General features: G+C 32.7%; 20 protein-coding genes and 1 riboswitch. Of the genes, 5 read left to right on the forward strand and 15 right to left on the reverse strand.

Translation table 11 applies throughout. From position 1 onward, the window contains the following. Positions 1 to 14: 14 nt before the first annotated feature. The 13 genes from thiH to C7H52_RS09120 form a co-directional block, all read right to left on the reverse strand. A complete protein-coding gene (gene thiH, locus C7H52_RS09060; RefSeq protein WP_394336018.1) occupies positions 15 to 1,127 on the reverse strand; it encodes a 2-iminoacetate synthase ThiH in 1,113 nt (370 codons plus the stop codon). An 86-nt stretch (positions 1,128 to 1,213) separates the two neighbouring features. Next, complete coding sequence (locus tag C7H52_RS09065) at positions 1,214 to 1,990, reverse strand: thiazole synthase (protein ID WP_106463582.1); 777 nt, start codon at positions 1,988 to 1,990, stop codon at positions 1,214 to 1,216. A 45-nt stretch (positions 1,991 to 2,035) separates the two neighbouring features. After that, entirely contained in the window at positions 2,036 to 2,686 is a 651-nt protein-coding gene (gene thiE / locus C7H52_RS09070) for a thiamine phosphate synthase (RefSeq protein WP_106463583.1), read from the reverse strand. Positions 2,687 to 2,704: 18 nt separating this feature from the next. After that, the gene (locus C7H52_RS09075) at positions 2,705 to 3,487 is read right to left on the reverse strand and encodes a hydroxymethylpyrimidine/phosphomethylpyrimidine kinase (protein ID WP_106463584.1); all 783 of its coding nucleotides are present in this window, start codon (positions 3,485 to 3,487) and stop codon (positions 2,705 to 2,707) included. Positions 3,488 to 3,634: 147 nt separating this feature from the next. After that, positions 3,635 to 4,234, reverse strand: coding sequence for a thiamine phosphate synthase (locus C7H52_RS09080; protein ID WP_106463585.1), 600 nt, complete (start codon positions 4,232 to 4,234; stop codon positions 3,635 to 3,637). A gap of 227 nt (positions 4,235 to 4,461) precedes the next feature. After that, entirely contained in the window at positions 4,462 to 4,740 is a 279-nt protein-coding gene (locus C7H52_RS09085; protein WP_106463586.1) for a GIY-YIG nuclease family protein, read from the reverse strand. Positions 4,741 to 5,067: 327 nt separating this feature from the next. After that, on the reverse strand, positions 5,068 to 6,930 hold the full coding sequence (gene thiC, locus C7H52_RS09090; protein ID WP_106463587.1) for a phosphomethylpyrimidine synthase ThiC: 1,863 nt from the start codon (positions 6,928 to 6,930) through the stop codon (positions 5,068 to 5,070). Between the two features lie 85 nt (positions 6,931 to 7,015). Beyond that, positions 7,016 to 7,219 (reverse strand): sulfur carrier protein ThiS, encoded by a 204-nt coding sequence (gene thiS / locus C7H52_RS09095; protein WP_106463588.1) that lies wholly within the window; start codon positions 7,217 to 7,219, stop codon positions 7,016 to 7,018. Positions 7,220 to 7,300: 81 nt separating this feature from the next. Continuing rightward, a riboswitch (TPP riboswitch) is annotated at positions 7,301 to 7,396 on the reverse strand. 53 nt (positions 7,397 to 7,449) lie between these two features. Next, entirely contained in the window at positions 7,450 to 8,166 is a 717-nt protein-coding gene (locus C7H52_RS09100) for a hypothetical protein (RefSeq protein ID WP_106463589.1), read from the reverse strand. Between the two features lie 27 nt (positions 8,167 to 8,193). Next, on the reverse strand, positions 8,194 to 10,188 hold the full coding sequence (gene ligA / locus C7H52_RS09105; RefSeq protein ID WP_106463590.1) for an NAD-dependent DNA ligase LigA: 1,995 nt from the start codon (positions 10,186 to 10,188) through the stop codon (positions 8,194 to 8,196). Positions 10,189 to 10,222: 34 nt separating this feature from the next. Continuing rightward, positions 10,223 to 10,804, reverse strand: a complete 582-nt coding sequence (locus C7H52_RS09110) for an LOG family protein (RefSeq protein WP_106463591.1) — start codon at positions 10,802 to 10,804, stop codon at positions 10,223 to 10,225. A 240-nt stretch (positions 10,805 to 11,044) separates the two neighbouring features. Continuing rightward, positions 11,045 to 11,932 (reverse strand): peptide chain release factor N(5)-glutamine methyltransferase, encoded by an 888-nt coding sequence (gene prmC, locus C7H52_RS09115; protein WP_106463592.1) that lies wholly within the window; start codon positions 11,930 to 11,932, stop codon positions 11,045 to 11,047. Between the two features lie 5 nt (positions 11,933 to 11,937). Continuing rightward, positions 11,938 to 12,426 (reverse strand): GNAT family N-acetyltransferase, encoded by a 489-nt coding sequence (locus tag C7H52_RS09120; RefSeq protein ID WP_106463593.1) that lies wholly within the window; start codon positions 12,424 to 12,426, stop codon positions 11,938 to 11,940. Between the two features lie 52 nt (positions 12,427 to 12,478). Between C7H52_RS09120 and C7H52_RS09125 the strand changes: the two genes are divergently transcribed. From C7H52_RS09125 to C7H52_RS09145, 5 genes are read left to right on the forward strand one after another with little or no spacing between them, the layout of a single operon-like run. Further along, positions 12,479 to 12,934, forward strand: a complete 456-nt coding sequence (locus C7H52_RS09125) for an LEA type 2 family protein (protein WP_106463594.1) — start codon at positions 12,479 to 12,481, stop codon at positions 12,932 to 12,934. 2 nt (positions 12,935 to 12,936) lie between these two features. Further along, positions 12,937 to 13,953: a bifunctional diaminohydroxyphosphoribosylaminopyrimidine deaminase/5-amino-6-(5-phosphoribosylamino)uracil reductase RibD gene (gene ribD, locus C7H52_RS09130; protein ID WP_106463595.1), complete on the forward strand. Its 1,017-nt coding sequence runs from the start codon at positions 12,937 to 12,939 to the stop codon at positions 13,951 to 13,953. 2 nt (positions 13,954 to 13,955) lie between these two features. After that, positions 13,956 to 14,567, forward strand: a complete 612-nt coding sequence (locus tag C7H52_RS09135; RefSeq protein WP_106463596.1) for an HAD family hydrolase — start codon at positions 13,956 to 13,958, stop codon at positions 14,565 to 14,567. Beyond that, a complete protein-coding gene (locus tag C7H52_RS09140; RefSeq protein WP_106463597.1) occupies positions 14,567 to 15,430 on the forward strand; it encodes a hypothetical protein in 864 nt (287 codons plus the stop codon). Before C7H52_RS09135 ends, C7H52_RS09140 begins: the two co-directional genes overlap by 1 nt. Position 15,431: 1 nt before the next feature. Next, positions 15,432 to 16,046 carry an IMPACT family protein gene (locus C7H52_RS09145; RefSeq protein ID WP_106463598.1) on the forward strand — a complete coding sequence of 205 codons (615 nt, stop codon included), beginning with the start codon at positions 15,432 to 15,434 and terminating at the stop codon, positions 16,044 to 16,046. Between the two features lie 195 nt (positions 16,047 to 16,241). On the opposite strand, the gene C7H52_RS09150 is transcribed toward C7H52_RS09145, so the two are convergent. Both C7H52_RS09150 and lpdA read right to left on the reverse strand, forming a co-directional pair. Continuing rightward, positions 16,242 to 16,649, reverse strand: coding sequence for a DUF2721 domain-containing protein (locus tag C7H52_RS09150; RefSeq protein WP_106463599.1), 408 nt, complete (start codon positions 16,647 to 16,649; stop codon positions 16,242 to 16,244). A 65-nt stretch (positions 16,650 to 16,714) separates the two neighbouring features. Beyond that, positions 16,715 to 18,115 carry a dihydrolipoyl dehydrogenase gene (gene lpdA, locus C7H52_RS09155; RefSeq protein ID WP_106463600.1) on the reverse strand — a complete coding sequence of 467 codons (1,401 nt, stop codon included), beginning with the start codon at positions 18,113 to 18,115 and terminating at the stop codon, positions 16,715 to 16,717. Positions 18,116 to 18,120: the final 5 nt, after the last annotated feature.

An 18,120-nucleotide genomic window follows, 5' to 3' on the forward strand; every position in this document is an offset into this window, starting at 1 on the left:
AAATGGCTATATGGTTATGAAAAACTTTCCCAATCTTTCCACACAGGCTCTAGTCCGTTAGTTTTAAGCATATCGGTCACTTGTTCGGTCGAACGTTCATCAGAAGTTTCAAATTGTTCCAATGTTTGAGGATCTACAGTATAACCGCCAGGATTGGTCTTAGATTCCGAACTCATAGACGTTATGCCTAAGTGTACAATATTGTTTCTAAACACTTCGCTTTCTCTAGTAGATAAAGATAACTCGACATCTTCGTCTAATAAACGAAATGCACAAATGGTTTGCACCAAGTCTTTATCGGTCATTTCTACTTTAGGCTCTAAACCACCGCTAAATGGTCGTAAACGAGGAAATGAAATGGAATATTTAGTTTTCCAATACTTTTTTTCTAGATAACGTAAATGTAAAGCTGTAAAAAAAGCATCTGCTCTCCAGTCTTCTAGCCCGAATAAAGCACCAATACCAATTTTATGAATCCCTGCTTTCCCTAAGCGATCGGCAGTATCTAATCGGTAATTAAAATTCGATTTTTTTCCTTTGGGATGATGTTTTTTATACTCGTCTCTATGGTAGGTCTCCTGATATACCAATACCGCATACAAACCTTCTTCAATTAACAATTCGTATTCCTCTTGATCTAAAGGTTGCACCTCTATTGTAACATTAGAGAAATGTTGCTTAATAAGTTTGATAGCATTCTTTAAATAGGAAACACCAACAGTTCTATTAGCTTCACCTGTGACTAACAATATATGATCGAATCCTTTTGCTTTTAAAAAAGCAACTTCTTTTAATATTTCTTCATCATTAAGTGTTCGACGTGGAATTTTATTGGTCATACTAAATCCGCAATAGGTACAAATATTCTGACACTCATTAGACAAATACATTGGCGCATACATTTGTATGGTATTTCCAAAACGTTTTTTAGTCGCTGCCTGACTTAAACCTGCCATTTGCTCTAAATAAGGTTGAGCTGCTGGCGATAGTAATGCTTTAAAATCTTCTAAATCTCGTTTAGATTTACCTAAAGCATGCTCAACATCTTGTGCTGTTTTGTTTTGAATACTCGCTAAAGTTTCGTCCCAATTATAAGTATCGAATACATCTTGAAAAGTATGATTCATCATATGTCTTATTCCGTAATTACTATCATTTAAATTATTTTAATTTAAACGATTTCATTACTAATTAATTTTAAACCGTTGATTCTTTAATTTAAAAAAGAAGTTAACGGACTACTTGCTTCGGCATGTTTTTTAACCGAACCTAACTTGGCGTTAAAAGCCATTCTTCCTGCTTCTACAGCCATTTTAAAAGCTTGTGCCATTTGTACTGGATTTTGCGATACGGCTATTGCAGTATTTACTAAAACAGCATCGGCTCCTAGTTCCATTGCGTAAGCCGCATGCGATGGACTTCCAATACCAGCATCTACAATAACAGGCACGTTACTCTGCTCTATAATAATTTCTAAAAAGTCTGCTGTTTTTAAACCTTTATTTGTTCCTATTGGAGCTCCTAATGGCATAACACATTGCGTTCCTACATCTTCTAAACGTTTACATAAAACAGGATCTGCATGTATATATGGCATTACTACAAAACCTAATTTTACTAATTCTTCCGCTGCTTTTAAAGTTTCTATAGGATCTGGTAACAAATATTTAGGGTCTGGATGAATTTCTAATTTAATCCAATTAGTTTCTAAAGCTTCTCTAGCTAATTGAGCTGCAAAAATGGCTTCTTTAGCATCACGAACTCCTGACGTATTTGGTAACAAATTAATATGAGGCTGCTTTATGCTTTGTAACATTTTATCTTGCTCATTGTCTACATCTACACGTTTTAATGCTACAGTAACCAATTCACTTTTAGAAGCTAAAATAGCTTCTGCCATGACATCGTTAGAGCTAAACTTACCTGTACCTGTAAATAAACGTGAGGTAAATGTTTTATCTGCTATTTGTAAATGATCTTTTATATTCATTTTTTTATAAACTATGTATTAAAAAACACGTATTGTTTTTTATAATTATTCTTCTGTTTTAAATTCATAACGTTGTGCATGATTGCTCCCTGTATTTAACGCTTTATGAAATTGTGCTATACTATTAAAATCTTTAGTAATCTCGCCAGAAACTGCAATACCACTTAAGCCTATTTCTAACAGTGGTTTTACATCTTCTAAAACAATACCTCCTATAGCTATAATTGGAGTTGGTGTTACTAAATTTTCAAAAATGTTTTTAAAACCTTCAAATCCTAATACGGGACTTAAGTTTTGTTTGGTACTTGTATATCTTAAAGGACCTAAACCAATATAATTTACTTGCTTATCTAAAAGTGTATGACAATCTTCTAAAGTGTTAGCAGTTCCTCCTATAATTTGCCAAGATGTTAATGCCTTTCTAACAATTAGCGGACATGTATCTGTTTTACCCAAATGTACACCATCAGCTTTAACTTTTACTGCTATTTTATAGTGATCGTTTATAATTAGACGTGTTTGAAAATGCGACGTAATTTCTCTAACTTCTTCTGCTATTTTTAAAATTTTCTTTTCTGAAATATCTTTTAATCGCAATTGCACTAACTCTGCCCCACTCTGACAAGCCTTTTGAATATGCTCAATGTGGGCTTTTGGTGAACTACCTTGTGATATGTAATGTAATTTTGGTATCATTTTATAAGTTGTTAGTTTCTAGGTATTCGACTTTAATGAATTTAGGTCTGCTAGAAGACTATGGGTTCCTAATAGGGATTTGTTACTATTTAAAAAATCTTCCACATAAGTTTTTGTTTTAATTGAAGCATTAACTAACGTTTCTCCTTTTGCGAGATATAAGGCTAATGTTGAAGATAACACACAACCGCTTCCGTGTTTTTCAAAAATACTGTCGGCAATTGGTGGAATTTCAAACACCTCTTGATTTGTAAATAATTCGTCAAAACCTTTTTTATCGGGTCTATGTCCACCTTTTAAATAAACGTTGGTTAAACGAGAAATATGCTGTACTGTTTTTTCTACAGATTTTTCTGGATATAACTGCTGTATTTCATCGTAATTTGGTGTAATTACCGTACAAAACCTCCAAATATCATCTAACTCGCTTTGAGATTCTTTGGTATGAAAACCATAACCTGCACTTGCTTTAATTATTGGATCCAATACAATAGTTATTTTAGGATTCAATTCTTTTAAAAGGAATACAATTTGTTTTAACACCTTCCAGGATTGAACAATACCTATTTTTACGGTAGGTATCTCAAAACGTTCGAAAAGTGAAGTGATTTGTTTTAAAATGAAGTCTGCCTCAATCCATTTACACTCTGTAAATTGAATATCATTTTGAACAGTCACCGCAGTACATACCGATAAGCCATAAAGCCCATGCGCCTCAAAGGTTTTTATGTCTGAAGTTATTCCAGCTCCACTAGATGGATCGAACCCTGCAACAGATAGTATGTATTGATGTTTCTTCAATTAATATTTTTTTAAGTGTGATGCTGAAATAAATTCAGCATGACGATTGTTTATAAAATTTATCTTCTTTAGGTCAATCTAAACTTGTTTCAAATTCTCAATATTCTTAACTCTTATTTATTCTCTTTATGCGATGCTGAAATAAATTCAGCATGACGGTTGGTTGTAAAATGCTTTCATTTTTTTAAAAACAGCAACTGGATGTTCATTATTCCAAATTCCTCCTAAAATACCTGCACCTTTAAATCCAAGGTGTTCAATTTTGTTTAGATTAAACGCTGTAACTCCACCCATTCCTATGATGGTTTTATCGATGTGATTAACATTAAATCCGCGTCCTTCATAGCATTGTTTTGAGATTGATGTAAATACCGGACTTAACAAATGATAATCAAACTCAAATTCGCAATCTTCTATATCTTTAGCTTCATGGAATGAAGAGCTAATTGTTTTTCCAAACATATTTAATCCTTTAAAATACTGACCAGGATTATCGATATGATCTATTCGCTTTTGTTCTTGAAAATGGATGCCTTTTAAATTGTATTCATTTATTAATTCGTGATGCTGATGCAGGACAATTCGATTATGATAACAAGCTTCAATTGAATCTAAATAGGTACGATAAGCCACAATATCTTTTTGTGGTTTTCTTAAATGATAATAGTCCAAGCCTTCCTGAAATAACTTTGTAAGTATTTCAATTTCGTTTGGGATATCGGTTTCTGGTGATATTAGTACTATCATTTATCGTTTTATTTCCTTTACTTTATGCGATGCTGAAATAAATTCAGCATGACGATTGATTGTAAAATTTACCTTCCTTACGTCAACCTGAACTTGTTTCAGGTTCTCATTACTCATAATTATTACTTCCTCTCTTTATGTGATGCTGAAATAAATTCAGCATGACGATTAATTGTAAAATTTATCTTCCTTACGTCAACCTGAACTTGTTTCAGATTCTCACTATTCTACAAGATTATAGTCTCTAATTTTGGATTTGTTTCCTTAATTAAATTAAATTTCCAGTCTTTTCGCCAGTTCTTAATTTGTTTTTCTCTTGCAATTGCCTGATTAATATCTGTAAACTCTTCAAAATAAATTAAGTCTTTTAAATTATACTTCTTAGTAAAAACTGAACCTGTTCCATTTTGATGCTCTGTTATTCTATTTAATAAATTAGAAGTTACACCAACATAAAATGTAGTTCTGTACTTATTTGTTAAAATATAGATATAACTTAACTGCATAATCTATTAAACTTTTGGATGTGATGCTGAAATAAATTCAGCATGACAATTGGTTATGAAATTTTTCTTCCTTTCGTCAATCTGAACTTGTTTCAGATTCTCACTAACCTTTCCTTTTCTTTACTCTCTTTATATGATACTGAAATGAATTCAGCATGACGATTGGTTGTTTGAGTTAGGGATTGCAGTGAAAATCCTTTTGCTGTCAATTCGAGTAAATTCATGCCGTGGTAACGATATAAATTTGTATCGAGAATACGCAAAAGATTGTAACGGAAAGCCCGACCACGCTTTTCCTAAGAAAAGCGTGGGAACTCCCAAATTATTTTAAAGATAAATTTCTGAACCTTTTTTCTTAAACTCTTCAGACTTCTCTTCCATTCCTTTTTTAAGAACTTCGTTATCATCTGAAATTTTATTATCCGCTGCAAAATCACGAACTTCTTGTGAAATTTTCATTGAACAGAATTTTGGTCCGCACATTGAACAGAAGTGGGCAATTTTAGCGCCATCTGCTGGTAATGTTTCATCATGATATTCTAACGCGCGTTCTGGATCTAATCCTAAGTTAAACTGGTCGTACCATCTAAATTCGAAACGCGCCATACTTAAGGCGTTATCTCTATGTTGTGCTCCTGGATGACCTTTGGCTAAATCAGCAGCATGTGCCGCTAATTTATAAGTCACAACTCCTACACGTACATCTTCTTTATTAGGTAATCCTAAATGTTCTTTTGGTGTAACATAACAAAGCATAGCACAACCAAACCAACCAATCATGGCTGCTCCAATTCCTGAAGTAATATGGTCGTATCCTGGTGCGATATCTGTTGTTAAAGGACCTAATGTGTAAAATGGCGCTTCGTCACAAACTTCAATTTGCTTTTCCATATTTTCTTTAATCATGTGCATTGGCACGTGACCTGGACCTTCAATAAAACATTGCACTTCGTGCTTACGAGCAATTTGAGTTAATTCTCCTAACGTCTCTAATTCGGCAAATTGCGCTTCATCGTTTGCATCTGCAATAGATCCTGGACGTAAACCATCTCCTAAAGAGAACGCAACGTCGTAAGATTTTAAAATCTCACAGATTTCTTCGAAATGCGTGTATAAGAAACTTTCTTTATGATGTGCTAAACACCATTTAGCCATGATTGATCCTCCACGAGATACAATTCCTGTGACACGGTTAGCCGTCATTGGCACGTAACGCAGTAAAACTCCTGCGTGAATAGTAAAATAATCTACACCTTGTTCGGCTTGTTCTATTAATGTATCACGGAAAATTTCCCAAGTTAAATCTTCTGCAACTCCATTTACTTTTTCTAAAGCTTGGTAAATTGGCACAGTTCCAATTGGTACTGGTGAGTTACGGATAATCCATTCACGTGTTTCGTGAATATTTTCTCCCGTAGATAAGTCCATAATATTATCGGCTCCCCAACGACAAGCCCATACAGCTTTCTCTACCTCTTCTTCTATTGAAGAAGTTACTGCAGAGTTTCCAATATTTGCGTTAATCTTTACTAAGAAGTTACGACCTAAAATCATAGGTTCTGCTTCTGGGTGATTAATATTAGAAGGGATAACAGCGCGACCTCTGGCAACTTCCGAACGGACAAATTCTGCCGTAATTTTTTCTGGAATAGCTGCTCCAAAGTGTTCTCCTTTGTGTTGCTTTCTAATCTCGGTCATTTCGTCGATTCGCTGATTTTCTCGAATCGCAATATATTCCATTTCTGGAGTAATAATTCCTTTTTTAGCGTAATGTAATTGCGTTACATTTTGACCTTTTTTGGCACGTTTAGGTTTGTGCTTTAAGTTAAAACGCATATGGTCTAAACTAGAATCGTTTAAACGTTCGTTACAGTATTTAGATGAAAAACTATCTAATTCTTCTACATCGCCACGATCTAAAATCCATTGTTCACGAATTCTTTCAATTCCTGCGTGAATATCGATTTTTTTATTAGGATCTGTATAAGGTCCTGAAGTATCGTAAACAGTTACAGGTTCGTTAGGTGTTTTCTTTTTCGTCATCGAATCTATCGTGTCACTTAAAGAAATTTCACGCATGGCCACTTTAATTTGTGGGTGAATTTTACCTTCTACATAAATCTTTTTTGAATTAGGAAACGGCTGTCTCGTAATTCCGTCTTGTTTTGGTGCAGTGTCTTTGCTCTTCATATAAATTGCTATTGGCTATTCGCTCTTGGCTTACAGCAGTTATGTTATAATTATATTTTAAATTGAATAAAAAACATGGTGTTAATTATCCGCCTTGTGTTGCTTGAATAATAAGTATGTCGTCGCCATCTAAAACCTGATGAGTTCCCCAATTTGGTTTAGAAATTATAGATTGATTAATCGCAACCGCAATACCATTATAGTCGTGATTTAGCAACTCTAAAAGTGAATTTAGTGTGTGATTTGTATCAATTTCCTTTTTTTGATTGTTGACTGTTACTGTTATCATTTCAAAAATTTAAACTTATAAAGAACTTTAAGTTTAAGAGATAACCATTTAAGTCTGAAAAGATGGGTTTATGGGATAATTTCCATAAAAATAACTTTTCCCTACGAAAGTGTTAACTTTATCAGGTTCTAAGGATGTTTCTCAAACTAAATCAATTAGTTACTCCTAAAGTTCTAAGTCTCAAATTTACGGAAATCTTTTTACAATTCTCGGTTTGAAGTCCTAAACTTTTAATGTAATACTTTAAACTGTTTGTTGTAACGTGTTGTAATATATAAATAGACAAAATAATAACCTGCCACATAAAATAGTGTATAAGCAAAACGTAAAGCAGATTGGTCTGCCAAAAACAGAAATGGTACCTGAATAATTTCTGCTAAACAAAAGAAAACACTTATTATAAATAGCAAAAAACTTCGCTTATTATCATGATATAAAAAGTTTAAAAAAGACAAGCTCATTAAAGTTAGAATACAAACATTATAAACTGTTTCTGAAATATAATGAATACTAAATTTAGAGATTTGCTGACCATTAAAAATAATACTATTTAAATTATAGATAATGTATATACTAATAATGCTTAGAAATAAAGTATGAAGCCAAAACTTTTTAATTAGTTTATAAACTTCTAGATGACTAAATATATAAGAAATAAGCATAGTGTAGCCTAAAATTGCAGTGATATTAGTATAAACTGAAAATTTAATATAATCAAACTTAAAATAAATTTTAAGAACTTCAGTTATAGAAAAAAAGGCTAAGGCGCCACCAAATAATATATGCTTACGCTTAGAGTGTTTAAAATAAAATAAGGCAAATACTAAGATACAGGTTGCTTTCGCACAAGCTTCCATATAATCCCATTTCATATAAAAACCTATCGCATAAGCTAAACCTAAAAGGAGAATGATGTATTTATACGCTATTAAGCTTCTATTTTTCATAATCAATAATACGACTGCGAAAATAGCTTATTTTAATTTATCTAAAAAGTCTTGTTCACTTAAGACTAATACACCTAATTTTTCTGCTTTTTCTAATTTACTTGGACCCATTTTATCTCCTGCCACGATATAACTTGTTTTAGCTGAAATTGAGGACGATACTTTGCCGCCATTATCTTCAATCAGTTTTTTAAGTTCTGTTCTAGTTACTTGTGTAAACACACCTGAAACCACTACAATATCACCTTTTAATTTTTCGGTTTGATTGGCCAACACATCGGCTGAAACTTCTAATTGCACACCAGATAAAATTAATCGTGATATGATGTCTTTATTAGCATAATCTTCAAAAAACAACTTAACACTTTCGGCTATTTTAACACCAATTTCATCTACAGCAACTAAATCTTCTAAACTTGCATTACTAATAGCACTTATTGTTTTATAATGTTTTGCTAATTTTTTAGCGACCGTTTCACCTACATAACGAATACCTATAGCAAATAAGACACGCTCAAACGGAATTTGTTTTGACGCTTCTATACCATTTATTAAGTTTTCTGCACTTTTTTCAGCCATACGCTCTAAAGGCAATACATGTTCTACGTTTAAATCGTATAAGTCGGCATAACTTGTAATTAAACCTTTATTTACCAATAACGCTACCGTTTCGCCACCTAAGCCATCTATATCCATTGCTTTTCTGGAAATAAAATGTTGAATGCGACCAATTATTTGTGGGTTACAACCATTGGTATTAGGGCAAAAATGTTTGGCTTCACCTTCTATTCTTACTAATTCGGTATTACATTCTGGGCAATGTGAAATATATTGTGTTGGTTGAGAGTCTTGGGGTCTTTGAGACAAATCTACTGCAATAATTTTTGGAATAATTTCGCCTCCTTTTTCTACAAAAACTTCGTCGTTTACTCTAATATCTAATTTTTCAATTTGATCGGCATTATGTAAACTGGCACGTTTAACCGTAGTTCCTGCTAATTCTACAGGTTGCAAATTAGCGACTGGCGTAATAGCACCAGTTCTTCCTACTTGATATGATATACTTTCTAATTTAGTAGACACCTGCTCGGCTTTAAACTTATAAGCCATAGCCCAGCGCGGTGCTTTTGCTGTAAAGCCTAATTCTTCTTGTTGCTGAAGACTATTCACTTTAACCACAACACCATCGGTTTCGTAGGGTAAGTTATGTCGTTCTTTATCCCATTTTGAAATAAATTGAAACACCTCATCTATAGAGTTTACCAAAATTGAAGCTTCTGGTACTTTAAAACCCATTTGTCTTGCCAATTCTAAACTTTCAAATTGTGTGGATATTCCTAAATTATTTCCTGTAAGATTATATAATAAACATTCTAAAGGACGTTTTGCTACTTCTGCACTATCTTGCAGTTTTAAGCTTCCAGAAGCTGTATTTCTAGGGTTTCTGTACGGTTCTTCGCCAGCTTCTAAGCGTTCCTCATTCATTTTATGAAATCCATCGAAAGGCAATACAATTTCGCCACGAATATCAAACTTTGGCGGATAATTGCCTTTAAGTTTAAGTGGTACAGATCTTATGGTTTTTATATTAGTGGTTACATTATCGCCTTGAAATCCATCGCCACGCGTTACTGCTTTTAATAGCTTTCCATCTTCATAAGTTAAACTTATTGAAGCTCCATCATATTTAAGCTCGCAGGTATAGCTAATGTCTCCATCTACCATTTTCCTAATTCGTGTTTCCCAATCTTGTAAATCTTCTAAAGAATACGAATTATCTAAGGAATACATTCTATGCTCATGAATTACGGTTTCAAAATTTTTGGTCACTTCTCCTCCAACACGTAACGTTGGCGATTGTGCATCATAAAATTCTGGATGCTTCGCTTCCAATTCTTGAAGTTGTTTTAGTTTTATATCAAACTCATAATCTTCAATTGTAGGATTATCTAAAACGTAATAATTGTAGTTATGTTGACGTAATTCTTCGCGAAGTGATTGTATCTGTTGTTGTGGTTTCATTATAATATATTGTGATACTCTTAAATTATTTTTTTTATAATCGTTCTAAATTTAACCATTCTGGTTTTGGTAGTGGCTTAAAATTAGTCATTTTTTGAAGTAAATCACTAATATTATCACTTACCAAAATGGCATCAAAATTAGCTTGAGCTAAAAAACCTTTATCTGCCATTTTCTGACCTTGATTTAATAAATCATCGTAAAAACCATTGGTGTTTAAAATGCCAATGGGTTTAGAATGTAGGCCTAATTGCCCCCATGTAGAAATCTCGAAAAACTCATCCATGGTACCAAATCCGCCAGGAATGATAATAAAACCATCGCTTTTTTCGTACATGATCACTTTTCTATCGTGCATGTTTTTGGTTGTGATAAGTTCGGTTAAATCATGAGATACAATTTCCCTGGTTTGTAAAAATTCAGGAATAACACCAATCACTTTACCTTTATGATCTAAACAAGCTTGCGCTACGGTTCCCATTAAGCCAATTTTGGCACCACCATAAACTAAGGTATAATCGTTTTTAGCTAAGGTTTTACCCAAATTATAGGTGTTTTCTATAAGGGTTTTGTCGGTTCCTAAACTTGAACCACAAAATACGGCGATGTTTTTCATTTTTTCAATAAAATTTAGTTATCAACAAAATGTTTATAAATTTTAACTATTACTAATCAAATAATCATAGATTAATATTATATTTGTATAGTTATTATCTATTAATAATATTTAATTTATAATTAAAAGCTATGAAAAATTCTAAATTTTTATTTAAATTTCAAAAAAAACAATTAACTGTATTAATTAGATTTAAACTTAAACGAAACAATAAATCTATTTTTTTTAAAATTTTAAAATTTATGTTTTATCTATTTTTTGAGCTTTCAGCATACGATCATTTCCAAAGCCATCTTTAATAATCTCAACATTTTTAAAAGCGTAGCTTTCTACTAAAGCCTTCATTTCTTTTCCAAGATATTGATTGATTTCAAAAAACAAAAATCCATTTGGCTTTAATTGTTTTTCGGCTATTTCTGTAATGGTTTTATAGAAAACTAACGGATCTTCATCAGAAACAAACAAGGCTAAATGTGGTTCGTTTTCCAAAACATTTGGTTTAATTTCTTGTTTTTCTAATTCACGTACATAAGGCGGATTAGAAACTATAACATCTAATTTCCCAAGCTTATTTATGTGAGATAACGCTTCAACGTGATCTAAAATATTTTGCTGAATAAAGTTGACTTCAACTTCATTCTTTATAGCGTTTAATTTTGCAATTTTTAATGCTTCTTCAGATACATCAATTGCATTAACTTTAGCTTTAGCTATATGTTTTGCTAATGAAATGGCTACACAGCCAGTTCCTGTTCCAATATCTAAAAAGTTTAATTTATCTAGATTTGAAAACTCAGAATTCGCGGTGTTTAAAATTAGCTCGACTAATTCTTCGGTTTCTGGTCTTGGGATTAGAGTATCTTCAGTCACCTTAAATGTTAACCCATAAAACTCGGTTTCACCTAATAAATACTGAATTGGTTTTTCCGCTTTTAAATGATTTAATGCCTCCATTATTTGTGGTTGCTCTTCTGTCGTTATGGATAAATTTGTGTCTAAAGCTAAATCTAATCGCGATAAATTATAAAACGATTCTATACACATGTAGAAAAACTGGTGTACTTCATCTTTACCATAAATAGCATCCAATTCTTTATGAAACAGTTGTTCAATTTCTTTTACCTTCATGGAGTTTAAAGTGTTTTTAGCATCCAGATACCACAAGAGTAATGACCAGTATTTCCCATTGGTCCTTCTAAATGTTTAAATCCGAAAGACTTATACACATGAATGGCTGCTTCTAATTGCGGAATGGTTTCTATATAAACCTGTTTATATCCTAAACGTTTTGCTTCATCCAAACATTTTTGAAATAACAACTTACCAAAACCTAAACCTCTCACTTTTGGCGAGAAATACATTTTTTGTAATTCGCATACCGATTCTTCTAAACCTGCCAATGGTTTTATCCCTGCTCCACCTAAAACATCTTCATCTTTAACCACTACAAAATAGGTTTCATTTGCTCCACTGTAACTTTCAAACATTTGCTTTGTTTCAGGATCGGCATAAGCGGTTCCCTCTAAAGGCAAACCAAATTCTGGAAAACAATCTCTAATCACTTTTTCAATTTGAGTATTGTCTTCTGCTGTAATTTCTCTTATTATGGTGGTATTCTTCACTTATAAATACTAATTTTACAGCGTGAAGATACACTTATTAAGCAGCTTTAAAATGAAACACATCGGTTTATTATTAACACTCTTTTTAACGATACTAAGCTGTAGCGTTAATGAAAAACCTCAATTTATTGCTATTGAAAATGTTAGGGTGACCGAGTCAACCTCTAAACAAATTACCGTAGTTGCCAATGCCAGATTTAATAACCCAAACGATATAAAAGGCGAACTTAAAACTGACGATTTGGTGGTTTTTGTAAACGATAACGAATTAGCTCACGTTTCCTCAAAATCTTTTAAAGTTCCTGCCAATCAAGAATTTTCTATTCCACTTACTGCAAAAATACCTACCGACAGTTTATATAGTGACAAAAACTTAAGTGGTCTTTTAGGTAGTTTACTTACTAAAAAAATTAAAGTACAGTATAAAGGTGACATTTATTATAAAGTTTTTGGTTTTTCGCATTCCTATACTATCGATAAATCTGAACAAATCACAATAGATTTCTAAGTATGAATACTCACCAAACCTATATGAACCGTGCGTTACAAATCGCAAAGAATGGATTGGGCTTTACCAGACCAAATCCTATGGTTGGTGCTGTTATTGTACACCAAAACAAGATTATAGGTGAAGGATTTACAAGTACTTATGGAGGCAATCACGCTGAAGTTAACGCTATTAACAGTGTTAAAAACCACGATTTATTAGCAGAAAGCACCATATATGTTACTCTAGAACCGTGCAGTCATTACGGAAAAACGCCACCATGCAGCGATTTAATTATCGCTAAAGGCATTAAAAATGTGGTGATTGGTTGTGTAGACGATAATCCTCAAGTGGCAGGAAAAGGTATAAAAAAATTATTGGAAGCCAATTGTAAGGTAACCGTTGGTATTTTAGAATCTGAATGTAAAGTACACCACAAACGTTTTTTTACCTTTCATAATAAAAAACGACCGTTTATTATATTAAAATGGGCACAAAGTAGTGACGGATTTTTAAGTCCCGAAACCAAGGATGATCAAAAACCCGTTTGGATTACAAATAAAACCTCGCGAGCTTTAGTACATAAGTGGCGCGGAGAAGAGCAAGCTATTTTAGTTGGTACAAATACAGTTTTACAAGACAATCCTAGTTTAACCACAAGAAATTATGCGGGTCAAAACCCCATTCGTGTGGTAATAGATAAATACTTAAAATTAGATCTCTCTTTAGCGGTTTTTAATGCTGAAGCGGAAACACTTGTCATTTCGAAACATACTATAGATTGGACAAAAACCAATGCTATTGCACAACAAATCTGTGAGGTGTTACATCAAAAAAATATAACATCTATCATTATAGAAGGTGGCACAAAAACCTTGCAAACCTTTATAGATGAAAATCTTTGGGATGAAGCGCGCATTTTTAAGGGAACTATTACTTTTAAAAAAGGAACAAAAGCACCAGTTTTTAACGAAGAAATTGCTTCAAAAGAAGTTATTTTAGAAGACACTTTAGAAATTTATAACAATAAAAACTTATAGAAATGATTAAAACCATCATATTCGATTTTGGCGATGTATTTATCAATTTAGATAAAGTAGGCGCAAACCAACATGCTTTACAGTTGTTTGGTTTAGATGAATTTCCTGAAGAATTAATTGCTATAAACACACTTTACGAACAAGGACTTATTGAAACTGAAGAGTTTATCGATTTCTACGAAGATAATTTTGAAGGCGTCACTAGACAACAAATTATCGATGCTTGGAATATTATGATTCAAGATTTTCCGAAATACCGATTGGACTTTATAAAACAACTTAAAGCTGAAGGTAAGTACAAACTTATTTTATTAAGCAATACCAACGAACTTCATATTAACTTTATAAAAGAGCATGTGTCTTTTTATGAAGAATTCAAATCATGTTTTGATAACTTTTATTTATCTCATGAAATAAATTTAAGAAAACCTGAAGCTACTATTTTTGAGTTTGTTTTAGCCGAAAACAATTTAAATCCCGAAGAATGTGTATTTATAGATGATACTCTAGAAAATACTACTGCAGCTGCAGATCTTGGTTTTTTCACTTGGAATAATGATCCAAAAACCCAGGATGTCATTAATTTATTTGAACTTAAAACTCATTTGTTTTAATGTTTTTACTTCTTAGCATTTTATGCTCTACAGTTATTTTTATCATCTTTAAATGTTTTGGGCTTTTTAAGATCAATACGCTACAAGCACTTGTAGTTAATTATATTACCGCTAGCATTTTTGGCTTTTTAAATTATTCGGAACCTATTTCTGTAACAGAAATTACGTCTAGTAAATGGTTTATTGGCGCCATTATTTTAGGCGTTTTATTTATTAGCATTTTTAATGTTATGGCGCTTACTGCTCAAAAAAACGGTCTGTCGGTAGCTTCTGTTGCCAGTAAAATGAGTGTCATTATCCCTGTCGTATTTGGACTTTTTGTGTATAATGAAACTTTAAACTTCCAAAAAGGAGCTGGAATTATACTGGCATTAGTTGCCGTATTTTTAGCTTCGGTAAAAGCAAAAGATAAAGAGGATTTTCAGCTAAAAAATTTGACTTTACCACTTATTTTATTTTTAGGATCTGGGGTTATAGATACGTCCATTAGTTATGTAGAAACCACCTATTTAGCCGATAATGGGATTCCTGTATTCTCGGCAACTGTGTTTGTATATGCAGCTATAACTGGTATATTACTTTTAGCTTATAAATCTTTTAACAATAAAATAGAACTAAGTTATAAACCTGTTATTGGTGGTATTATTTTAGGAATAGTTAACTACTACTCTATCTACACAGTATTAAAAGCTTTAAATGTTGAGAACTTTGAAAGCTCGACTATATTTACCGTTAATAATGTAGCAATTGTTATGCTCTCTACACTTGTAGGCTTACTTTTATTTAAAGAAAAACTTTTAATTAAAAATTGGATTGGTATTGCTGTTGCTATAGTGTCTATCATATTAGTTACTTTTGCTTAGTATGGAAGAAAGCGATGTATATAAAACTATTGTAAAAGCTTCGGAAGAAACACTTTTTAAAGATCGAAGTTCAAAATTTTTTAATTATGCTTTTCCCGTTTCTAATGAAGAAGAAGTTAAACTTCATCTTGAAGAGTTAAAACTTCAGCATAAAAATGCCGGACACTTTTGTTATGCTTACCAGATAGGTACTGAAGATATTTCTTATCGTGCTAATGATGATGGCGAGCCTAACAACTCTGCAGGAATGCCTATTTATGGACAAATACAATCTTACGAGGTTACTAATATTTTGGTTGTCGTAGTTCGTTATTTTGGAGGCACTAAATTAGGTGTTGGCGGATTAATTAATGCCTACAAAACCGGCGCTCAAATGGCTTTAGATGCTTCAAAAATTGTAAAAAAAACCATAAACGTAGATTACGAAATTGCTTTTGATTACAAGAACATGAATAAAGTAATGCGGGTTATTAAAGAAAGAAATCTTAATATCACCAATCAAGTTTTGGAATTGGATTGTAAAGTATATATATCTGTTAGGAAAAAAGAGGCCGAAACTGTTTTTGAAGCTTTCAATTCAATCTATGAAGTAGAAATTAATCAGGTTGACTTATAAGCTCTAGACTTTTTATCTCCTCTACTTCATATTAATTAATCTTCTAAATTTTTCCAGTTTTCCAAAACCTCCAAAAAATAATCGGGTGCATTTACAGATGTTTTGATTAGTACATCTACATGGCCTATTAAGTAATGTTGTTTTTATATTTTACATTTAATAGCAAATAGAAAAATAGGTAAACTTAAATTAAGTTTATTTATTTTTAAGATAGGCTTCAATATCGCTTAAATGTACATTTAAAGCATGTGTAGAAATTTGAATTTCCTTAATTAAAATTGCCAGAGACACAATTAATAACACGAGTCCAAAACCAAAACACCAGACTGCAAGTAGCTTTAATTCTATGTAAATTAAAAACATGGTTAACACACAAAACAATAAACTTGTAATTCCAAAAATTTGCATCCAACGCGTTAAATTTAAACGTTGCTTGATGTTTTTAATTTGAAAAATAAGCGACTCGTCCTTACTTTCTATATATTTATCTCTTAAGCCTCTAACTATCGCTGCATAAGCCAAAAAGCGATTGGTATAAGCCAGCATAATTAATGAAATAGCAGAAAATAATAAAGCTGGAGTGGTAAGTGTAAGTTGTTCCATAACTGCAAAAATAAAAAAAAGCGAACTCCTTAGAGCTCGCTTTTAACCTATAGTAAATATCTTGTTTAAACGTGTAATGCTCTATCTTCTGTAGCCGCTAAAGCAGCTTCTTTAACAGCTTCTGCAAATGTTGGATGTGCATGGGACATTCTAGAAATATCTTCAGCAGATGCTTTGTACTCCATCGCAACAACAGCTTCAGCAATTAAATCGGCACAACGTGCACCAATCATATGCACTCCTAAAACCTCATCGGTTTTCTTGTCGGCTAAAATCTTAACAAATCCATCAATATCTCCAGATGCTCTTGCGCGTCCTAAAGCTCTAAATGGAAACTGCCCTACTTTATACTCTACTTTATTTTCTTTTAATTCTTCTTCGGTTTTACCAACAGCTGCTACTTCCGGCCATGTGTAAACCACACCTGGAATTAAGTTGTAATCGATATGTGGTTTTTGTCCCGCCATAGTTTCGGCTACAAATACACCTTCTTCCTCAGCTTTATGCGCTAACATAGCTCCTTTAATCACATCTCCAATAGCGTAAATGTTAGAAGCCGAAGTTTGTAAATGGTCGTTTACTTCAATTTGTCCGCGATCGTTAATTTTAACGCCAGCAGCTTCAGCATTTAAACCATCTGTGTAAGGACGACGACCAACAGATACTAGGCAATAATCACCTTCCATAACGACTTCTTCACCCTTTTTGTTATCGGCTTTTACTATAACCTTATCACCTTGACGCTCTACAGATTTCACTTTATGTGACACATTCATAGTGCATTTTGCTTTCTTAAATACTTTATTAAGCTCTTTAGATAAGCCTGCATCCATTGTAGGGATAATACGATCCATGTACTCTACCACAGTAACTTCTGCTCCTAAACGTCTGTAAACCTGTCCTAATTCTAAACCAATAACACCACCACCAATAATGATTAAATGTTTTGGAATTTCTTTTAATTTTAAGGCTTCTGTAGAGGTAATAATACGCTCTTTATCTAAATTGATAAATGGTAAGTTTGAAGGCTTAGAACCTGTTGCTATAATGGTTTTTTTAGCTTCAATTTCTGTAGTATCTTCGCCCTTAATTGTAATATGAGTAGCGTCTTTAAAGCTACCTAATCCTTGATAAACGTCTATATTATTTTTTTTCATTAAATAATCAATCCCACCTGTAGTTTGATCTACTACAGCTTGTTTACGACCAATCATTTTTTCTAGGTTCACTTTAACATCACCTGGTATTTCAATACCATGCTCTTCAAAATGCTTTGTTGCTTCTTCATAATGGTGCGAAGAACTTAGTAAGGCTTTACTAGGAATACAACCAACATTAAGGCAAGTACCACCAAGGGTATTGTATTTCTCTATAATGGCAGTTTTCATGCCTAATTGTGCGCAACGAATAGCTGCTACATATCCTCCAGGTCCCGAGCCAATAATGGCAACATCGTATGAATTCATAAAAT

The sequence above is a fragment of the Aurantibacter aestuarii genome, from assembly GCF_003008425.1.
GTDB lineage: Bacteria > Bacteroidota > Bacteroidia > Flavobacteriales > Flavobacteriaceae > Aurantibacter > Aurantibacter aestuarii.